Here is a 16347-nt window from a genome sequence, read left to right on the forward strand (position 1 = left end):
CGCGCCGAGCCCTTCCCGGCGTCCGGAAAATCCTTATCTTCTGGAAGGGACGCTCAGTGAGAACAGGGGAACCTCGTCATGACCCAGTCGCTGGAACTTCCGGTCCAGGAATTCTGTCTCGATTGGACACTCACGGGCGACGAAGGCGCCCGGGTCGGGATCACCCTCTCCGGTCAGGTGGCCCTGCTGGACAACAACCGGTTCTACAAGATCGACGGCGTCGTCTACGTCACCGAGGGCGACGCCGACATCCGCGCGGTCGGCAATCCCCGGATCTCCGTGCGCCGCAATGGCGTCGAGAAGTCCGGGCGCCAGTGGGGCTGGGAGATGTGCTCGGCGCGCAAGAGCCTCGGTGCGCTGAACACGATGGAGGGCTACTTCGTCCGCACCGGCTACTGGGCGCCCGCCGATCGCGCGATCCAGCTGAGCCTGTGCGCCGAACAGGGGTGGAGCCGGCGCAAGAGCTACAGCCCGCACGTCACCGTCCGGATGGTCGACTGACCACTGTGGACGCCCGGCGCCGCGCTGCCGCGACGACCAGCCCGGCCGCGACCGCGCCCGCCACCGCACACCCGGCCCCGAACCCCGGTGACGGCTCGTGCACGCGCAGCACCGACACGCACAGCCACACCGCGGCGCCGAACAGGAGGCCCAGCACCGGCCCGCCGGCCGCCGCGCCCCGCCAGCGGTGGCCGTTGCGGATCGTGCGCAGCCCCGACTCGAGGTAGGCGAGGGCGAACAGCGCCAGGATTAGACTGCCCGCGCCCAGCGCGCTGGCCAGCGGGTGCTGGCTGGTGATCAGCGTGAACGTCTGCGTGGACGAACCGGTCCGCACCTCCGCCGTGACGGCGCCGCCGACGATCCACCGGGCGATCCCCGGCAGGGTGAGTTCGGCGGTGAAGCCGTTGCCGCCGGGTTTCGCCTCGGTGGCCGCGGACCCGAGCGGAATCCCGGCGGCGGACAGGTCGAGCGCCACCCGGCCGGGGTTGCCGGCCCCGGTCAGGACCAGCGGCTTGCTGAGGTCCACCTCGACCGGCGCCGAGACAGAGGCGCCCCCGAGGTTCAGCGGGGCCGACGCCGGGTGCGGCAGCCGCGCGGGGTTGAGCAGCGCGAGCACGACGAGCACGATCGCGGCCGCCGCGGCGGCCAGCCGCAGCCACACCACGACGGCTTGGGAAGCACCGGAACCATCGGCAGGCACACCCGGCCACCCGGCACCGCCCTCGGCGCCGCCCGCACCAGCGCCCGGCCCACCGGCCCGGCCCGGATCGCCCACCTCGGCGACCGCTCCCACCAGCGTCGCTCCCGGCTGCCGCACCGGGCGCGTCCGGGCCTCCGCCGGCGGCGCCGGTGCGGTTGCCGAATTGAGGCCCGAAATCACCCGGGGCGTCAGGTGCAGCACCGGCACCCCGGCCCGCTCCAGCCACCCGGACCCGTAGACCACCGTCGCCGCCGCGGCGAGGTCCGCCGCGAACGACTCCGCCTCCCGGTAGCGCGCGTCCAGCTCGCGGGCCAGGCTGCGCATCACCACCCCCGCGATCGGCACCGGTACCCCGGCGATCGGCTGCGGGTCGGTGAACATGTGCTGGCGCATCATGCTGATCGCGCCGCGGGTGTTGTCGAACGGCAGACGGCCGGAGAGCAGCTCGTACAGCACCGTCCCGGCTGCGTACACGTCGGCCGCCGGGCTCAGCGCGTTGCCCATCGCCTGCTCCGGGGCGATGTACGCCGGTGTTCCCAGGATCTCGCCGCCGTGCGTCACCAACGTGGCGCCCTCGCTGATCACCCTGGCGATGCCGAAGTCGGCCACCTTCATGACGCCCTGCGTGCTGAACAGCAGGTTCCGCGGCTTGACGTCGAGGTGCAGCACGCCCGCCCGGTGCGCCGCGTGCAGCCCGGCCAGCATCGCCAGCCCGATCGCGCAGGCCTGCTCGCCGCTGACGCCGCCGCCGTGGAAGCGGCTGTGCACCGTTCCGCCGTCGAGCCGCTCCATCACCAGCAGGTGCTCGCGACCGGTGCGGACGTAGTCGTACACCGGGACGATGTGCGGGTGGTCCAGGCTGGCGAGCACCCGCGCCTCGCGGTCGAAGAGCTCGCTGCTCGCCGCGTGGTTGAGCACGTCCCACGGCAGCTGCTTGATCGCGACGCTGCGGCCCAGCGTCCGGTGCACGCCGGCGAACACGACGCCCATGCCGCCCTCGCCGATCGACGCCCCGATGTCGTACTGCGGCAGGGCGGCGACCAGCTCGGCCGGTGCGCTCATCGGGTGAATTCCTGCGTCGAGGGCAGCGGGAGCTTGACCGTGGTGTCGCTCTCGGTCACCGCGGGTGGTGCCGGGTGCGGGGTCAGGTAACCGAGCAGGAACGCGATCGCCGCCGCGCCGAGCACCACCGGGACCTCGATCGCCGGCTCGGGCGGGACCAGGCGCAGCACCGACAGGCTGATCACCGCGACCAGGCCGGTGCCGAACCCGGCGGGCAGGAACCGCACGCCGCGGCGCCAGCGGTTGGGCGCCAGCCGGTGCCGGGCCAGCGCCAGCAGCGCGGTCACCCAGGCGAGGACGGTCAGCCCGAGCATCGCCAGGCCGAAGACGCCGTAGACCGACCAGAAGGAGCCGCGGACGTCGGCGACCGTCGTCGCCTCGCCGAGCGTGCCGCGCCCGGCGTCGAGCAGCTCGACCGACGACGGGAGCAGCCCGGTCGCCTGCCCGGCCAGGTCACCGAGGTCGAGGACGAACGTCCGGGACGCCGAGCCGCGGGCCGGCACCTCGAAGGGCGCGGTCGTGTCGTAGGCGAAGAACGTCAACGCGAGGGCGACGCCCGAGAGCCGCACGCTGCGGACCTTCACCGGCGCGTTGCCGGGGTTGGTCGCCACGACCTGCAGCTCGATCTGGTGCGCCGGATCGACCGGGACCGTGGCGTCCTCGATCGGCTGCTTGTCGATCGACACCTGCAGCTTGAGCGAGCCGGATTGGGCCGAGGCCGGTGGGGCGCCCAGCAGCACCGCGCACAAACCCAACGCAACCCCCGCCGCGATGACACGTCCCATTGGGCATCCCCTACTTGCGTTATCCGACTGGTCCGGAATGCTACAGCGAGCACACACCGGGGAGGGACGTCCCAATGCGATTCGTGGTTCGGCTGTTTTTCGGCGCCGTGGCCGGAACGTTGCTTCTGCTCACGGCGGCAGGCACGGCGAACGCACAATACACATCGTCGGTTGGTTTGAAACCGTCGAGTGGTCCGGCCGGAAGCTCCTTCACTATTTCCTGGAGTTTCTACCCGTGCAAAGGGCCGGTCACCTTTTCCTGGAACGGCACGCCGATGTGGTCGGCGAACGCGACCCTCGACCAGACGAGCGGCACGGTCGCGGCGATCGTGCCCGGCGGCGCCCAGCCCGGCACCTACCCGGTCACCGGCACGTGCACCAACGCCCGGACCGGCGGACCGCTCAGCGCGGCGAGCCGGTTCACCGTGACCGCGACGCCGACCCCCACGTCCCCGCCGCCGGCCACGACCACGCCGCCCCGGCCGGCGACCACCACGCCCCCGACCCGGCCGGGCACCACCACGACCCCGGCCAAGCCGACGACCACCACCACTCCGCCGACCACCACCAGCGCGCCGCCGACGACGACCCCGACGACCCCGACGGCCACGCCCGGCACCTCCACGACGTCCAGCACGACACCGAAGCCCGGCGACCTGGTCCTCGACCGGCCGAGCATCAAGCCCGGCGAGACGCTCTCGGCGTCCGGGAAGGGCTGCCAGCCGAGCCGGATGGTGACGCTGGTGTCGGACGGCACCGAGGTCGGCACCGCCTACACCGACGGCTCCGGCGCCTTCACCGCGCCGGTCGAGTTCACCCGCATCGAGGCCGGGCGGCACACGGTGGTCGCCGAGTGCGGCGTGCGGCTGACCGGCGCCGTCGACCAGGTCGTGACCCGCTCCTCCGGCGGGCAGACCGGCACGCTGGTCATCCTCGTGTTCTTCGTCCTCGCGAGCATCACGGTGATCCGCTTCCGGTGATCCCCGGTTGACATGCACCCGCACGGCTGCCTATCGTCAAAGGCAGCCAGACGGCTGCATGTCGACGGGAAGGCGCGATGGACGAGGTCTTCAAGGCGCTGGCCGACCCGAGCCGCCGTCAGCTTCTGAACGTGCTCAACGAGCGCAACGGCCAGACCCTGCGCGAGCTGTGCGCGGGGCTGGCCATGGCCCGCCAGTCGGTGAGCAAGCACCTGGCCGTGCTCGAGGCGGCCGGGCTGATCACGACGACCTGGCGCGGCCGGGAGAAGCTGCACCACCTCGACGCGGCGCCGATCAACGCGATCGCCGAGCGCTGGATGACCCGCTACGACCGACGGCGGGCCGGCGCGCTGGCCGATCTCAAACGAGCACTGGAGTCCGCACCGATGAACGATTTCGCCTACACCACCTACATCGACACCACGCCGGAGAAACTCTGGCAAGCGCTTACCGATCCGGCCTTCACGAGCCGGTATTGGGGCGTGTCCTTCGAAACCGACTGGAAAACGGGTTCACCGATGACGTGGACCGAACGGGGCGCCGAAACGAGCGATCCCGAACAGGTCGTGCTCGAATCGGAACCGCACCGGCGGCTTTCTTACACCTGGCACACCTTCACCGCGGAGTGGGCAAAAGCCAACGGCATCGACGAAGGGACGTTGCGGAAACTGCGGCAGGAAAGCCGGACCAAAGTCACGTTCACCATCGAACCGCACGGGAAAATGGTGAAGCTGACCGTGCTCCACGACGGTTTCGACCCCGGCAGCACGACGCTGGAGATGTGCAGCCAGGGCTGGCCCGCGCTGCTGTCCAGCCTGAAGACGCTGCTGGAGACCGGTTCGCCCCTGCCGTGACCTCGGCCAACCGGTCGAATCTCCCGAACAAGACAGATCTGGCACCCTGATACGTCTGAATCCTCCCCGTTTCGTGGGCGCCCGGCTGAAGTCCGGGTGAACTTCCCTCTTTCGATCGGATCCGATGCGGTTTTCCGGGCGTTAGGCTCGCATAATCCGTGACCGATGATGGTCCGATCGAGTGACGGGAGAGTGCGCGTGCCGGGGTCAGTGCGTACCCGCTGGATCGTGGTGGCCGTGGTCGTGGCCGCCGCGGCGGGCGCCGTCGTCGCGTTCTGGCCGGGTGACGCGGCCGCCGTCGACCCCGAGATCGCGGTCTCGCGCTCGGCGTGCGGCACCGGCTGGACGGATCCGAAGCCCGGACCGCAGACGTTCCGCCTGCACAACACCGGGTCGGTGACGGCCGAGGTCGATCTGATCGACCCGGCGACCGGCGTGCTCTACGGCGAGGTCGAGGGCCTCGGCGCGGCGACGACCCGGCCGCTGCAGGTGAACCTGGGCAACGGCAGCTACGCGTTCCGCTGCCTGCCCGAGGACGCGGGCGCGATCGTCGGGCCGGCCGTGCGGATCACCGGCGGCGCCGAGCGGACCGGGCCGGGCGTCGCGCCGGTGACGCACGACGACCTGCTCGGGCCGCTCAAGGCCTACCAACAGCACGTCTCGACGGGTCTGGGCGAGCTGGTCGCGAACACGGACGCCCTGAAGAACACCGTCCACGGCGGCGACCGCGCCGCGAGCCAGGCGGCGTGGCTGACCGCCCACCTGGCGTACGAGCGGCTGGGCGCGGCCTACGACGCGTTCGGTGACTCCGACGGGGCGCTCAACGGCACCGCCGACGGGCTGCCGGGCGGCTCGGCCGACCCCGGTTTCACCGGCTTCCACCGCCTGGAGCAGGGCCTTTGGCACGGCGAGGACCTGGGCGCGCTCGCTGCCGTGGCCGACCAGCTCGACACCGACGCCCGCGCGCTGCAGACGTCCTTCGCCGACAGCCAGGTCGACGGGAACGACCTCGGGCTGCGCGCGCACGAGATCATGGAGAACACGCTGCAGTTCGAACTGACCGGCCGCACCGACTACGGCAGCGGCACGAACCTCGCCACGGCCCGTGCGAACCTCGACGGCACCCGCGCGGTCCTGGACGTCCTGCGGCCGCTGCTGACACCGAGGTATCCGGATCTGTCCAAGGTGGACAGCTGGCTGGACCGCACGCAGAAGGCGCTGGACGCGGCCCACCGCCCGGACGGCACGTGGATCCGGCCGGCGGAACTGAGCCTGCAGCAGCGGCAAAAACTCAATGCGGACGTGAGCGAACTGACGGAGCTGCTGGCCCCGATCGCGGCGATCGCCGAGCCGAGGAGGGTCTCGTGACCAGGCCGGACTCACCGCCCGAACCGGCCGCCGACCGCGCCGGAACCGGGCTCCCCCGCCGTTCCTTCCTCCGCCGGGCCGCGATGGGCGCCGGGCTCACCGTGGCCGCCGGGGCCGGGCTCGGCGCTTCCTCCGCCGTCACCGACAGCACCTCGGCCGTGCCCTTCCACGGTCCCCACCAGGCGGCCATCCTCCGCAAACCGCCGACGCAGACCGTCGTCGCCTCGTTCGACGCCGTCGCCGAGTCCAAGGCCGAACTCACCGAGCTCTTCCGCGCCATCACCGACCGGGCCCGGTTCCTCACCACCGGCGGGGCGCCCGCCGCGCTCGGGATCACCGCGCCGCCCGCCGACTCCGGCGTCCTCGGGCCCGTCGTGCCCGGCAGCGACCTCGGCGTCATCCTCGGCGTCGGCGCGAGCCTCTTCGACGACCGGTACGGGCTCGCGAAACTCAAGCCCGCCAAGCTGAAGCCGATGACGACGTTCCCCGACGACGCCCTCGACCCCGCCCAGTGCCACGGCGACCTGAGCCTGCTCCTCTCCGCGAACGACACCGACACCGTCCTGCACGCGCTGCGGGACATCGCGCGCGCCACGCGCGGTGGCATGCAGCTGCGCTGGAAGCTCAACGGCTTCAGCTCCCCGCCCCGGCCGGAAGGCACGCCGCGCAACCTGATGGGCTTCAAGGACGGCACCGCCAACCCCACCGGCTCCGAAGTGGACAGTCTGGTGTGGACGCACGGCGAGCCCGCGTGGACCGCGGGCGGCAGCTACCAGGTCATCCGGCTGATCCGGATGCTGGTCGAGTTCTGGGACCGTGTCTCGCTGGCCGAGCAGGAGAACATGTTCGGCCGCCGCCGCGACACCGGCGCCCCTCTCGACGGCACCGCGGAAACCGACGTCCCCCGGTACGCCGACGACCCGGTCGGCACCGTCATCCCGCTGACCAGCCACATCCGGAAGGCGAACCCGCGCACCCCGGAGACCGACGCCAGCCGGATCCTGCGCCGCGCGGTGAACTACGACCGCGGCGTCGACAGCAACGGCAACCTGGACATGGGCCTGCTGTTCGTCTGCTACCAGCAGGACCTGGAGCGCCAGTTCGAGGCCGTCCAGACGCGCCTGGCCGGCGACCCCCTGACCGACTACATCTCCCCGTTCGGCGGCGGCTACTTCTTCGCGCTGCCGGGCGTCACCGGCCCGGACGACCACTTCGGGCGCTCCCTGCTCGCGTAAGCGAACCCCACCACGAAAGGACTCCACTGTGGACAGAAAGAACCGACGGCGGCGGCGTGGCCTGCTCGGCGCCGGGGCCCTCGCCTCGGTCGCCACGCTGGCCGTCGTCACCGGCTCCGCGGCGACCACCGCGGACGCCCAGCCGCTGAACCTGTTCCCCGCGCACTGGATCCCGACCTCGACGCCGATCAAGCACGTCGTCGTCATCTTCGGCGAGAACATCTCGTTCGACCACTACTTCGGCACCTACCCGAACGCGGCCAACACCGACGGCACCCCGTTCACCGCCGCGCACGGCACCCCGAAGGTCAACGGCCTGGACCACCAGCTGCTGACCGACAACCCCAACGCGTACAACCCGAAGCGGCTCACACCCCAGCAGGCGCTGACCTGTGACCAGAACCACAACTACGGTGCCGAGCAGGCCGCGTTCAACGGCGGCAAGATGGACAAGTTCGTCGAGAAGACCGAGACGGACAAGTGCACCGGCCAGCCGATCCTGTTCGGCGAGCCCGGCCTGGTCATGGACTACTACGACGGCAACACCGTCACCGGCATGTGGAACTACGCCCAGCACTACGCGCTGAACGACAACTCGTTCAACACGGTGTTCGGCCCGTCCAGCCCGGGAGCGATCGACCTGATCTCGGGCAACACCCACGGCGTCCAGGCCGTCGACCCGGTGACGCACGAACCGGTCAGCGACGCCTACGCCGTGCAGTCGCCGGACGTGAACGGCGTCGGCACGATGATCAACGACCCCGACCCGGCGTGGGACGACTGCTCGGGCAAGAACCACACGAGCAAGGACAACCTGGCCACCATGCACGGCCGCAACATCGGCGACCTGCTCAACCAGCGCCACGTGACGTGGGGCTGGTTCCAGGGTGGCTTCCGCCCGACGGGCACGGCCAACGGGTACGCGGTCTGCGGCCAGACCCACCAGAACATCGGCGGCAACGCGGTCGTCGACTACAGCCCGCACCACGAGCCGTTCCAGTACTACCCGTCGACGGCGAACCCGAAGCACCTCGCGCCGTCGTCGGTGCAGGCGATCGGCCAGACCGACCGCGCGAACCACCAGTACGACATCGCCGACTTCAACGACGCGCTGAAGGCCGGCTCGATGCCCGCGGTGAGCTTCCTGAAGGCACCGGAGTACCAGGACGGCCACGCGGGCTACTCGGACCCGCTGGACGAGCAGCAGTTCGTGGTCGGCGAGATCAACAAGATCCAGCAGTCCCCGGACTGGCGCTCGACGGCGATCGTGCTGGCGTACGACGACTCGGACGGCTGGTACGACCACCAGAAGTCGCCGATCCTCAACGGCTCGCACGACGCTTCGCAGGACCAGGCGGTGTGCACGGCCAAGCCGACGACGCTGGGCGGCTACGCGGACCGCTGCGGCTACGGCCCGCGGCTGCCGCTGCTGGTGGTTTCGCCGTTCAGCAAGGTGAACCACGTCGACCACACGCTCACGGACCAGACGTCGGTGCTGAAGTTCATCGAGGACAACTGGTTCACCGGCCGGATCGGCGACACGTCGTTCGACGCGCGCGCCAATTCGCTCAACGGGATGTTCGACTTCTGGTGGCCGCAGGCCCGGAAGGTCACCCTCGACCCGAAGACCGGAGCCGTGGTCCACGGCTGACGGCCCCACCGGCGCTCCCCGCCCTCGGCTTCGGGGGCGGGGAGCGCGGGCGGGAGGGTCAGGGCTTGACTGTGTTCAGGTCCCAGGTCAGGGTCACGACGGTCCCCGAATCACCGGACTTGATGTCCGCGCGGTCGGCGCTCGCCCGCAGCAGCAGCAACCCCCGGCCGCGCAACGAAACCGGCCGGGGGTCGGGCACCGGGGTGCGCCACTGCCCGTGGTCGGTGATCACCACTTCGAGCCGGTCGGCGTACGCCGCCGCGTCGACGTCGACCACTCCGGGCTCTCCGCCGTCGTAGGCGTGGTCGGCCACGTTCGCCAGCGCTTCGTAACTGGCCAGCACGATGTCGCCCGCCCGGTCCTCGTCGACCCCCGCCGCCAGCACCCACGACATCAGGTCGTGCCGCAGGCGGCGGAGGGCGCCGGGGGTCGCGGGCACGCCGTGGCAGCGGAACGGTTCCGGCATCCGCGCCCGCCTCACCGGAGTGCTTCGGCGACGGTCGAATGGACGCCGATCCACGTGTCGAGCCCGGTCGTCTTCAGCGGGCCCGACGTCACCGGGGAATCGCTCACCACGCACAACGCGCGCTCGGCCAGCCTGCGGTGGGCCGCCGCGAGCACCTGCAGCCCCGCCGAGCAGAAGAACGTCACCTCGCGCAGATCGACCACCAGCTTCTCCGGCCCGCGGGCCAGCACCACGTCGACGACTTCCCCGAATTCCGGCGCGCTGACCAGGTCGATCTCGCCCGCGACGGCCAGCACCGCGGCCCGGCCCCGCCAGTCGAGGGTCACCGCCAGCTCGGTGGCGGGCAGGTCCGGTGTCGAAGGGGTCACGGCGTCCCATGGTGCCCGACTCCCCGCCAAACGGCTACCGGTGCGGGAGCTGCACCACCGTGACCCAGAAGTCGTCGATCTTCCGGACCACTTCGACGAACTTCTCGAAGTCGACCGGCTTGGTGACGTAGGCGTTGGCGTGCAGTTCATAGCTGCGCAGGATGTCCTCCTCGGCTTCGGACGTGGTCAGCACGACCACCGGGATCGTGCGCAGCCCGGGGTCCTGCTTGATCTCGCCGAGCAGTTCCCGGCCGTCCTTGCGGGGCAGGTTGAGGTCGAGCAGGATCAGCCCCGGCCGCGGCGCCGCTCCGAACGGCTCTTCGCGCTTCAGGAACCGCAGCGCTTCGACGCCGTCCTCCGCGACGTGCAGCGGGTTGCGGATCTTGTGGTGCGCGAACGCTTCCCGGGTCATCAGCACGTCACCGGGGTCGTCCTCGACGAGCAGGATGTCGATCGGAACCGGCTCCTGCGTCATGCGGGCACCTCGTCCTGGTGAGCCGGAGCTTCGAGAGCGGGGTCCTCGAGAGCCGGGTCCTCGCGGGCCGGCAGGGTGAAGCGGAACGTGGTGTCCGCGGCCTCGGTGTCGAGCCAGATCCGGCCGCCGTGGTACTCGACGATCCGGCGGCACAGGGCCAGGCCGATCCCGGTGCCCGGGTACGCCGACCGCGTGTGCAGCCGCTGGAACAGCGCGAACACCCGCTCGGCGTACTCCGCGTCGATGCCGATCCCGTTGTCCACCACGGAGAACACCCAGTCGTCGCCGTCGCGTTCCGCGGTGACCCGGACTTCCGGCGGTGTCTCGCCCTTGAACTTCAGCGCGTTGCCGATGAGGTTCTGGAACACCGCCGTCATCAGCGCCGGCTCGACGCGCACTTCGGGCAGGTCGCCGCGGGAGACCTTGCCGCCGCTGAGCGAGAGGGCGACCTCCAGGTTCGCGACCGCGTCGTCGACCAGCGCACCCGCGTCGGCCACGACGTGCTCGCCCGGCTTCCGGCCGACCCGGGAGAACGCCAGCAGGTCGTTGATCAGGATCTGCATCCGCTTCGCGCCGTCGACGGCGTACTCGATGTACTGCTCGCCGCGCTCGTCGAGCAGGCCCTGGTACCGCCGCTGGAGCAGCTGGCAGAAGCTGGCCACCTTCCGCAGCGGCTCCTGCAGGTCGTGCGAAGCGACGTAGGCGAACTGCTCCAGATCGGCGTTGGACCGCTCCAGCTCGCGCGTGCGCCGGTCGAGCATGGCGTTGGTTTCCTCCGCCTCGCGCGTACGCCGGTCCAGCAGCGCGTTGGACTCTTCCGCCTCGCGCGTGCGCCGGTCCAGCAGGGCGTGCGCCTGCTCGAGCTCGGCGACCTCGTCGAGGATGCGCTGCCGCATCGCCTCGACGTCGGCGCCGAGCTGGGCGATCTCCCGCGGCCCGCTCCCGTGCACCGGGCTGTGGACGTCGGCGTCGGCGACCCGGCGGACCTCGCCGGCCAGCCGCAGGATCGGCCGGGTGACGACCCGCCGCAGGCCGAAGAACAGCATCGCGAACAGCAGCAGCACGAGCACGGCGACGACCACGGACATCGCGTTCAGGAAACTCGCCGCCGCGTCCAGTTCGGCGCGGCCGGTGTCGCGGACCGCGACCAGGTGGTCGAGCTGGGCGTCCAGTGCCCTGCGCACGTCGACGAACAGCGTCCGGCCGCGCTCGACCTGGTCCGCGGTGACCGGCGGCGCGTCGGCGGCGATGGTCGGCGCGGCCGCGTCCTGCCAGGCGGAGGCCGCCCGCAGCACGGCTTCGAGGTCGTCGCCGATCCGGGTGCCCGGGGCCGCGCCGAGCTGCCGCAGCTGCGCGACCGCGTCGGCCTGCGACCGAACCCCGTCGGTGTAGGGCACCAGGAACACCGGCTGCCGGCCGAGCTGGTAGCCGCGGACCCCGCTCTCCTGGTTCAGCAGCGCGGTGGACAGCTGGATGGCGGCCAGGCGCTGGGGTGCGATCACGTCGAGCAGACGCGTGCGCGCCTCGGTGAGGCTGTGCAGCGCGATCCCGCCGGCGACCAGCGCGGCGACCAGCAGCACGGTCTCGACGGCGGCGAGCAGCGCCAGCCGGCGGCGGATCGGCCAGCCGGGTGCGTCAACGCTCATGGGCCTCGGCTTCCGGGTCGTGGCTGAGCAGGGCGAGGGCGACGTCGTCGTCGAGCGGGCCGGCGTTGAGCCGTTCGGCGCGGGCGATCAGCTCGTCGAGCAAGCCCCGGTGGTGGAGACCGGTTTCCCGCTTGATGTCGAGTACGAGGGCGGCCATCCGCTCGTGGCCCAGCCGTTCGGACCCGGCACCGACGCGCCCCTCGAACACGCCGTCGGTGTACAGCAGCAGCGACCACCCCGGCTCCAGCGGAACCTCCAGCGCGTCCCACTTGGCTCCTTCGACGACGCCGAGCGGGACGCCGAGGCGTTCCCCGGAGAGCAGGTGCCCGTCCCCCGGCGTGAGCAGCAGCGGCGGCAGGTGCCCGGCCAGTGAGAGCCGCAGCGATCTTCGGTCCGGCGCGACGACGACCATGCAGACGGTGGCGAACAGCGGCTCGATCCGCTCGTGCACCAGGACCCGCTCGACCATGCTCAGCACGTCGGCCATCGGCAGGCCGGCCATCACGAGCGAGCGCCACGCGATCCGCAGCGCGACGCCGAGCGCGGCTTCGTCCGGGCCGTGGCCGCAGACGTCGCCGATCATCATGTGCACCGTGCCGTCGGCGAGCTCGATCGCGTCGTAGAAGTCGCCGCCGAGCAGGGAGCCGTTGCGGCCGGGCCGGTAGCGGGCGGCGAGGTCGAGGTGGGGGTCGCGCAGCAGCGGGCTGGGCAGCAGGCCGCGTTCGAGCCGCGCGTTCTCCCGCGCGAGCAGCTGCTGCTGGAGGAACTGCTGCTCGACCTGCTCGGCGCGCTTGCGTTCGCGGGCGAAGCGCAGCGCTTTCACCAGCAGCGGGCCGTCGACCTGGTCCTTGACGAGGTAGTCCTGCGCGCCGGCCGCGACCGCGGCGACCCCGGTGGCCTGGTCGTGCTGCCCGGTCAGGACGACCACCGCGACACCCGGCGCGTGCTGCCCGAGCTTGGTCAGCCCGCTCAGCCCCATCGCGTCGGGCAGCTGCAGGTCGAGCACGACGCAGTCGGCGGTGAGCGGGCCGTCGAGCGCGGCGGTGAGCGTTTGGACGCGTTCCAGCGCGTACGGCACGGACGTGTCCGCCAGCATCTCTTCGACCAGCAGGGCGTCGCCGTCGTCGTCCTCGATCAGCAGCACCCGCAGGCGCGTGCGGGGATCCCACGATGAGTCGAGCGCGGCGGTCACCGGCGTCTCCCGTTCGGCTGCTCTTGAGCCAGCAATCCAGACGATCAACCCTAGCGGCACCGGTCACGGCCGCCTACAGCGGTGAAACCGGTCCCATCGGGGTAGCGTTTTATAGCACCCCGATGTGACACCGGGTCGATAACGGTTCGGCTGACGCTCAGAACAAGGGGCGGCCGCTGTCCTCGGCGGGGACGTACGCCTGCCAGTCGCGGGTGACCTGGTCGGCGTAGCTCGTCGCGAAGGCGCGCGTGTCGGCCTGCAGCCCGGAGACGCTGGTGATGGCGCCGTCGATCGCCGCGGCCGCCGAGTACGCGACCCCGGTGCCGGGGAGGTCCTGGTCGAACTCAAGGATCCGGTCGTCCGCCGCCGGACGTCCTTCACGACGGCTTCGGCCGCTTCAGCGGCTCGCCCGCGGTGGTCCGGTACGCCGCGATCGCGTCGGCGAGCTGGGTGCGCGTCACCCCTCCCCGGGCGCGGCGGTGGCGAGCAGCGTGACGACGACCAGAATCCCCGCAGTGGTCCGACGCATCCCCCACGTACTACCGGCGGGAAGTGACCAGCGGTCAGCGGGCGGTCAACGTCAGGGCGAACGTGTTCCCCTCGCCCTGCACCAGGGAACTCAGGTACGCGGTGAACGCACCGCAGCCGGTCAACGGCGGGATCGTGTAGGTGCCGGTGACCGGGCCGCCCGTCGCCAGGGCGAAGCCGCTGCCGGTCCGCAGGTCGACCGGGATGGGCGCGCTCGCCCGGCAGCCCGCGCCGGCGACCGGCAGCCCGAAGAGCGTCACCTGCGGCAGGGCCAGCGCGAACGTCGAGTGCGCGACGAAGCCGCCGTCGCCGAGTTCGCCGGTCTGCGGGCCGTCCGGCGTGAACCGCAGGTCCGCGCGGCCGGGGACGAACCCGAACGCGTGGAAGTCCGCACTGGTCTCGTCGAACGCCGTGGCGAACTCCGGCCCGGCCGCGAAGGAGCCGGTGAGCGGGGCGGTCGCGCCCAGCGCCTTCAGCGCCGTCGACCCGGCCACGGCGTAGCGGTGCTGGGCCGGCGTGCCGCCGAGGTCGAAACTCAGCAGCACCGGGTCCTGGCCGGCGTCGAGGGTGCAGTCCGAGGTGAACGAGCCCAGCCCGGTGAACGAGCCGTCGGCCTTCTTCGGCGTCAGCCGGGTGCTGAAGCCGCCGATCGTGAGGGTCGTCTTCCCCGCGTTCGGCAGCCGGACCGGCGGCACCGAGCCGGACGCCTGCGTGGTGAACGCCCCCGAAGGCGGCAGCGCGGTCTTCGCCACCGTCAGCGGGAGGCTCAGCGGCAGCGTCAGCGGGCCGTTGGCCAGCGTCACCCCTGCGGACGCCGTCCCTTCGATGCTCGCCGCGCCGACCAGGGCCAGGCCTCGGGTGGACTTGTCCGGCACGGTCACCGACACCGCGAGATCCGCCGTCGTGAACGTCCCGCCGGGCGCGGAGGGCACGTCGAACGACGCGGTGATCGCCACGTCCAGCTTCTGCAGCCCGATCAACGGGAACGGGCAGGTGTAGCTGAGCTTCTTGGTGACCGGCGTCGACGCCTGGGCCGGCGTGGCGACGGCGGACGCGAGCAAGCAGGCGAGGCCCGCCGCGAGCAACGACCGGGCTTTCCGCACGGGCTCTCCCATCTGGAGGGGCATGGCACCGGCCCCCGCCGCAGCGCGACGGGGGCCGGCAGACTCGGTCACTTCTTGGTGAGCACCAGGTCCAGCGAGTTGCCGTCGCTCTTGGCGAACGCGCTGATGATGTCGTTGAACGAACCGCAGTTCTGCAGCGCGGACAGCGAGTAGGTGCCCGCCAGCTTCCCGCCCTTGAGCAGGTCGAAGTCGGCGCCGGTGGTCATCTCGCTCGTCGAGGAGCTGACCGTGCCGCACTTCGGGTCGGTGCTGATCGGGATGCCGAACAGGTTGACCGTGGTGAGGAACGTGTCGAACTTGATGTGCGCCTTGAAGCCGGTGCCCACCAGCTCACCGGTCTGCGGGCCGTTCTGCACGACCTTGACGTCCGAGCTGCCCTGCAGGAAGCCGAACAGCTTGAAGTCGGTGTGCGTCGGGTTCAGCTGCAGGTTCCCGGTGAACGTCTTGGCCGACAGGTTGACGTCGGCGTCGAACGAGCCGGTGATCGGCGCGGTGCTGCCGAGCGACTTCAGCGCGGTCTGCCCGGTGATGCCGAAGGAGTACTTGATGCCCCCGCCCGGCGGGGTGGTGGTGGGCGGGGTCGTCACCGGCGGCGTGGTCGTCGTCGGCGGCGTGGTGACCGGCGGGGTCGTGACCGGCGGGGTCGTCGTCCCGCCACCGCCGTTGATGGTGATCGTGGCGAGGGTGTTGTTCTGCCCGCTGTCCTGCGTGCAGGGCGCGTCGATCGTGCCGTCCGGCGTGATGCCGGTGACCGAGCCGTCGGCCTTGCGCGGGGTGACCTTGAGGTTCAGGTCGCCCACCGTGATCTTCGCCTGGCCGGCCTGGGTGAACGTCAGCGACGGCGTCTTGCCGGCGGCGTTGATGTTCATCTCACCGGACGCCGGGATGTTCGTCTTGTCCAGCGTGATCGGGACGCTGACCGGCAGGTTGAGGCTCGGCGCCGCGACGGTCGCGGCGGCGGTGGCGGTGCCTTCCAGCGTCGTGGCGCCGATCAGGCTCAGGCCGCTGACGGTGTCCGCGTTGATGGTGGACACGGCCTTGATGTCGAACGCGCCGGTCGGCTGCCCGGTGTTCACCGTGGTCGGCAGGTCGGTGTTGATCACCACCTTCAGCGACTGGGAACCCACCAGCGGGAAGGTGCAGTGGTAGTTCAGCGTCAGCGAAATCGGGTCGGCGGCGCTGGTCTGCGCCCCGGCGACGAGCGCGGTGGCGATGAGCCCCACCGCACCCGCGGCCGCGGCGGCCGCGACCGTCTTCTTCTTGCCTCTTGGGTGATTCACGATGGTCCTTCCGTGTATCAACAGTGATACGAAACGGCGGCGCATTCTTTGAAAGACACAGCCTTCAATCGCGACCGGAACGTAAGCTAACGAGCGCGGATGGCACCGATCAAGGGCTTTCGGCAAAAAGGT

The 16347-nt window shown here is 71.2% G+C and carries 17 protein-coding genes; 6 read left to right on the forward strand and 11 right to left on the reverse strand.

Annotated features, from left to right (window positions below; all coding sequences use genetic code 11):
* Positions 1–78 precede the first annotated feature (78 nt).
* Entirely contained in the window at positions 79–501 is a 423-nt protein-coding gene (locus tag QRY02_RS27505) for a hypothetical protein (protein ID WP_285985733.1), read from the forward strand.
* Here QRY02_RS27505 and QRY02_RS27510 read toward each other — a convergent pair.
* The 4 genes from QRY02_RS27510 to QRY02_RS27525 form a co-directional block, all read right to left on the reverse strand.
* Positions 479–2263, reverse strand: coding sequence for a serine/threonine-protein kinase (locus tag QRY02_RS27510; RefSeq protein WP_285985734.1), 1785 nt, complete (start codon positions 2261–2263; stop codon positions 479–481). The two genes, QRY02_RS27505 and QRY02_RS27510, sit on opposite strands and share 23 nt — an antisense overlap.
* A complete protein-coding gene (locus QRY02_RS27515; RefSeq protein WP_285985735.1) occupies positions 2260–3048 on the reverse strand; it encodes a hypothetical protein in 789 nt (262 codons plus the stop codon). The genes QRY02_RS27510 and QRY02_RS27515 overlap by 4 nt, the downstream gene beginning before the upstream one ends.
* Before the next feature lie 229 nt (positions 3049–3277).
* The gene (locus QRY02_RS27520) at positions 3278–3403 is read right to left on the reverse strand and encodes a hypothetical protein (RefSeq protein WP_285985736.1); all 126 of its coding nucleotides are present in this window, start codon (positions 3401–3403) and stop codon (positions 3278–3280) included.
* Positions 3404–3805 (reverse strand): hypothetical protein, encoded by a 402-nt coding sequence (locus QRY02_RS27525; protein WP_285985737.1) that lies wholly within the window; start codon positions 3803–3805, stop codon positions 3404–3406.
* Here QRY02_RS27525 and QRY02_RS27530 point away from each other — a divergent pair.
* The 5 genes from QRY02_RS27530 to QRY02_RS27550 all read left to right on the forward strand — a co-directional run bounded on the left by QRY02_RS27530 (position 3792) and on the right by QRY02_RS27550 (position 9136).
* Positions 3792–4028: a hypothetical protein gene (locus QRY02_RS27530; protein WP_285985738.1), complete on the forward strand. Its 237-nt coding sequence runs from the start codon at positions 3792–3794 to the stop codon at positions 4026–4028. The genes QRY02_RS27525 and QRY02_RS27530 overlap by 14 nt on opposite strands.
* A gap of 77 nt (positions 4029–4105) precedes the next feature.
* On the forward strand, positions 4106–4882 hold the full coding sequence (locus QRY02_RS27535) for an ArsR/SmtB family transcription factor (RefSeq protein WP_285985739.1): 777 nt from the start codon (positions 4106–4108) through the stop codon (positions 4880–4882).
* Positions 4883–5092: 210 nt separating this feature from the next.
* On the forward strand, positions 5093–6250 hold the full coding sequence (locus QRY02_RS27540) for an EfeM/EfeO family lipoprotein (protein ID WP_285993933.1): 1158 nt from the start codon (positions 5093–5095) through the stop codon (positions 6248–6250).
* An 83-nt stretch (positions 6251–6333) separates the two neighbouring features.
* Positions 6334–7485 carry a Dyp-type peroxidase gene (locus tag QRY02_RS27545; RefSeq protein WP_285993934.1) on the forward strand — a complete coding sequence of 384 codons (1152 nt, stop codon included), beginning with the start codon at positions 6334–6336 and terminating at the stop codon, positions 7483–7485.
* Positions 7486–7513: 28 nt separating this feature from the next.
* A complete protein-coding gene (locus tag QRY02_RS27550) occupies positions 7514–9136 on the forward strand; it encodes a phospholipase C (protein ID WP_285985740.1) in 1623 nt (540 codons plus the stop codon).
* 58 nt (positions 9137–9194) lie between these two features.
* Here the strand turns inward: QRY02_RS27550 and QRY02_RS27555 are convergent, their stop codons facing one another.
* The 7 genes from QRY02_RS27555 to QRY02_RS27585 all read right to left on the reverse strand — a co-directional run bounded on the left by QRY02_RS27555 (position 9195) and on the right by QRY02_RS27585 (position 16215).
* Positions 9195–9602: an ATP-binding protein gene (locus QRY02_RS27555; RefSeq protein WP_285985741.1), complete on the reverse strand. Its 408-nt coding sequence runs from the start codon at positions 9600–9602 to the stop codon at positions 9195–9197.
* Positions 9603–9613: 11 nt separating this feature from the next.
* Positions 9614–9970: an STAS domain-containing protein gene (locus QRY02_RS27560; RefSeq protein WP_285985742.1), complete on the reverse strand. Its 357-nt coding sequence runs from the start codon at positions 9968–9970 to the stop codon at positions 9614–9616.
* Positions 9971–10004: 34 nt separating this feature from the next.
* The gene (locus QRY02_RS27565) at positions 10005–10445 is read right to left on the reverse strand and encodes a response regulator (protein ID WP_285985743.1); all 441 of its coding nucleotides are present in this window, start codon (positions 10443–10445) and stop codon (positions 10005–10007) included.
* On the reverse strand, positions 10442–12091 hold the full coding sequence (locus QRY02_RS27570; protein WP_285985744.1) for a sensor histidine kinase: 1650 nt from the start codon (positions 12089–12091) through the stop codon (positions 10442–10444). Before QRY02_RS27570 ends, QRY02_RS27565 begins: the two co-directional genes overlap by 4 nt.
* Positions 12081–13283: a PP2C family protein-serine/threonine phosphatase gene (locus tag QRY02_RS27575; protein WP_285985745.1), complete on the reverse strand. Its 1203-nt coding sequence runs from the start codon at positions 13281–13283 to the stop codon at positions 12081–12083. The genes QRY02_RS27570 and QRY02_RS27575 overlap by 11 nt, the downstream gene beginning before the upstream one ends.
* 563 nt (positions 13284–13846) lie before the next feature.
* On the reverse strand, positions 13847–14914 hold the full coding sequence (locus QRY02_RS27580) for a DUF6801 domain-containing protein (RefSeq protein WP_285985746.1): 1068 nt from the start codon (positions 14912–14914) through the stop codon (positions 13847–13849).
* A gap of 68 nt (positions 14915–14982) precedes the next feature.
* Positions 14983–16215 carry a DUF6801 domain-containing protein gene (locus QRY02_RS27585; RefSeq protein WP_285985747.1) on the reverse strand — a complete coding sequence of 411 codons (1233 nt, stop codon included), beginning with the start codon at positions 16213–16215 and terminating at the stop codon, positions 14983–14985.
* Positions 16216–16347 lie beyond the last annotated feature (132 nt).

Source organism: Amycolatopsis sp. DG1A-15b (assembly GCF_030285645.1).
Classification (GTDB): domain Bacteria; phylum Actinomycetota; class Actinomycetes; order Mycobacteriales; family Pseudonocardiaceae; genus Amycolatopsis.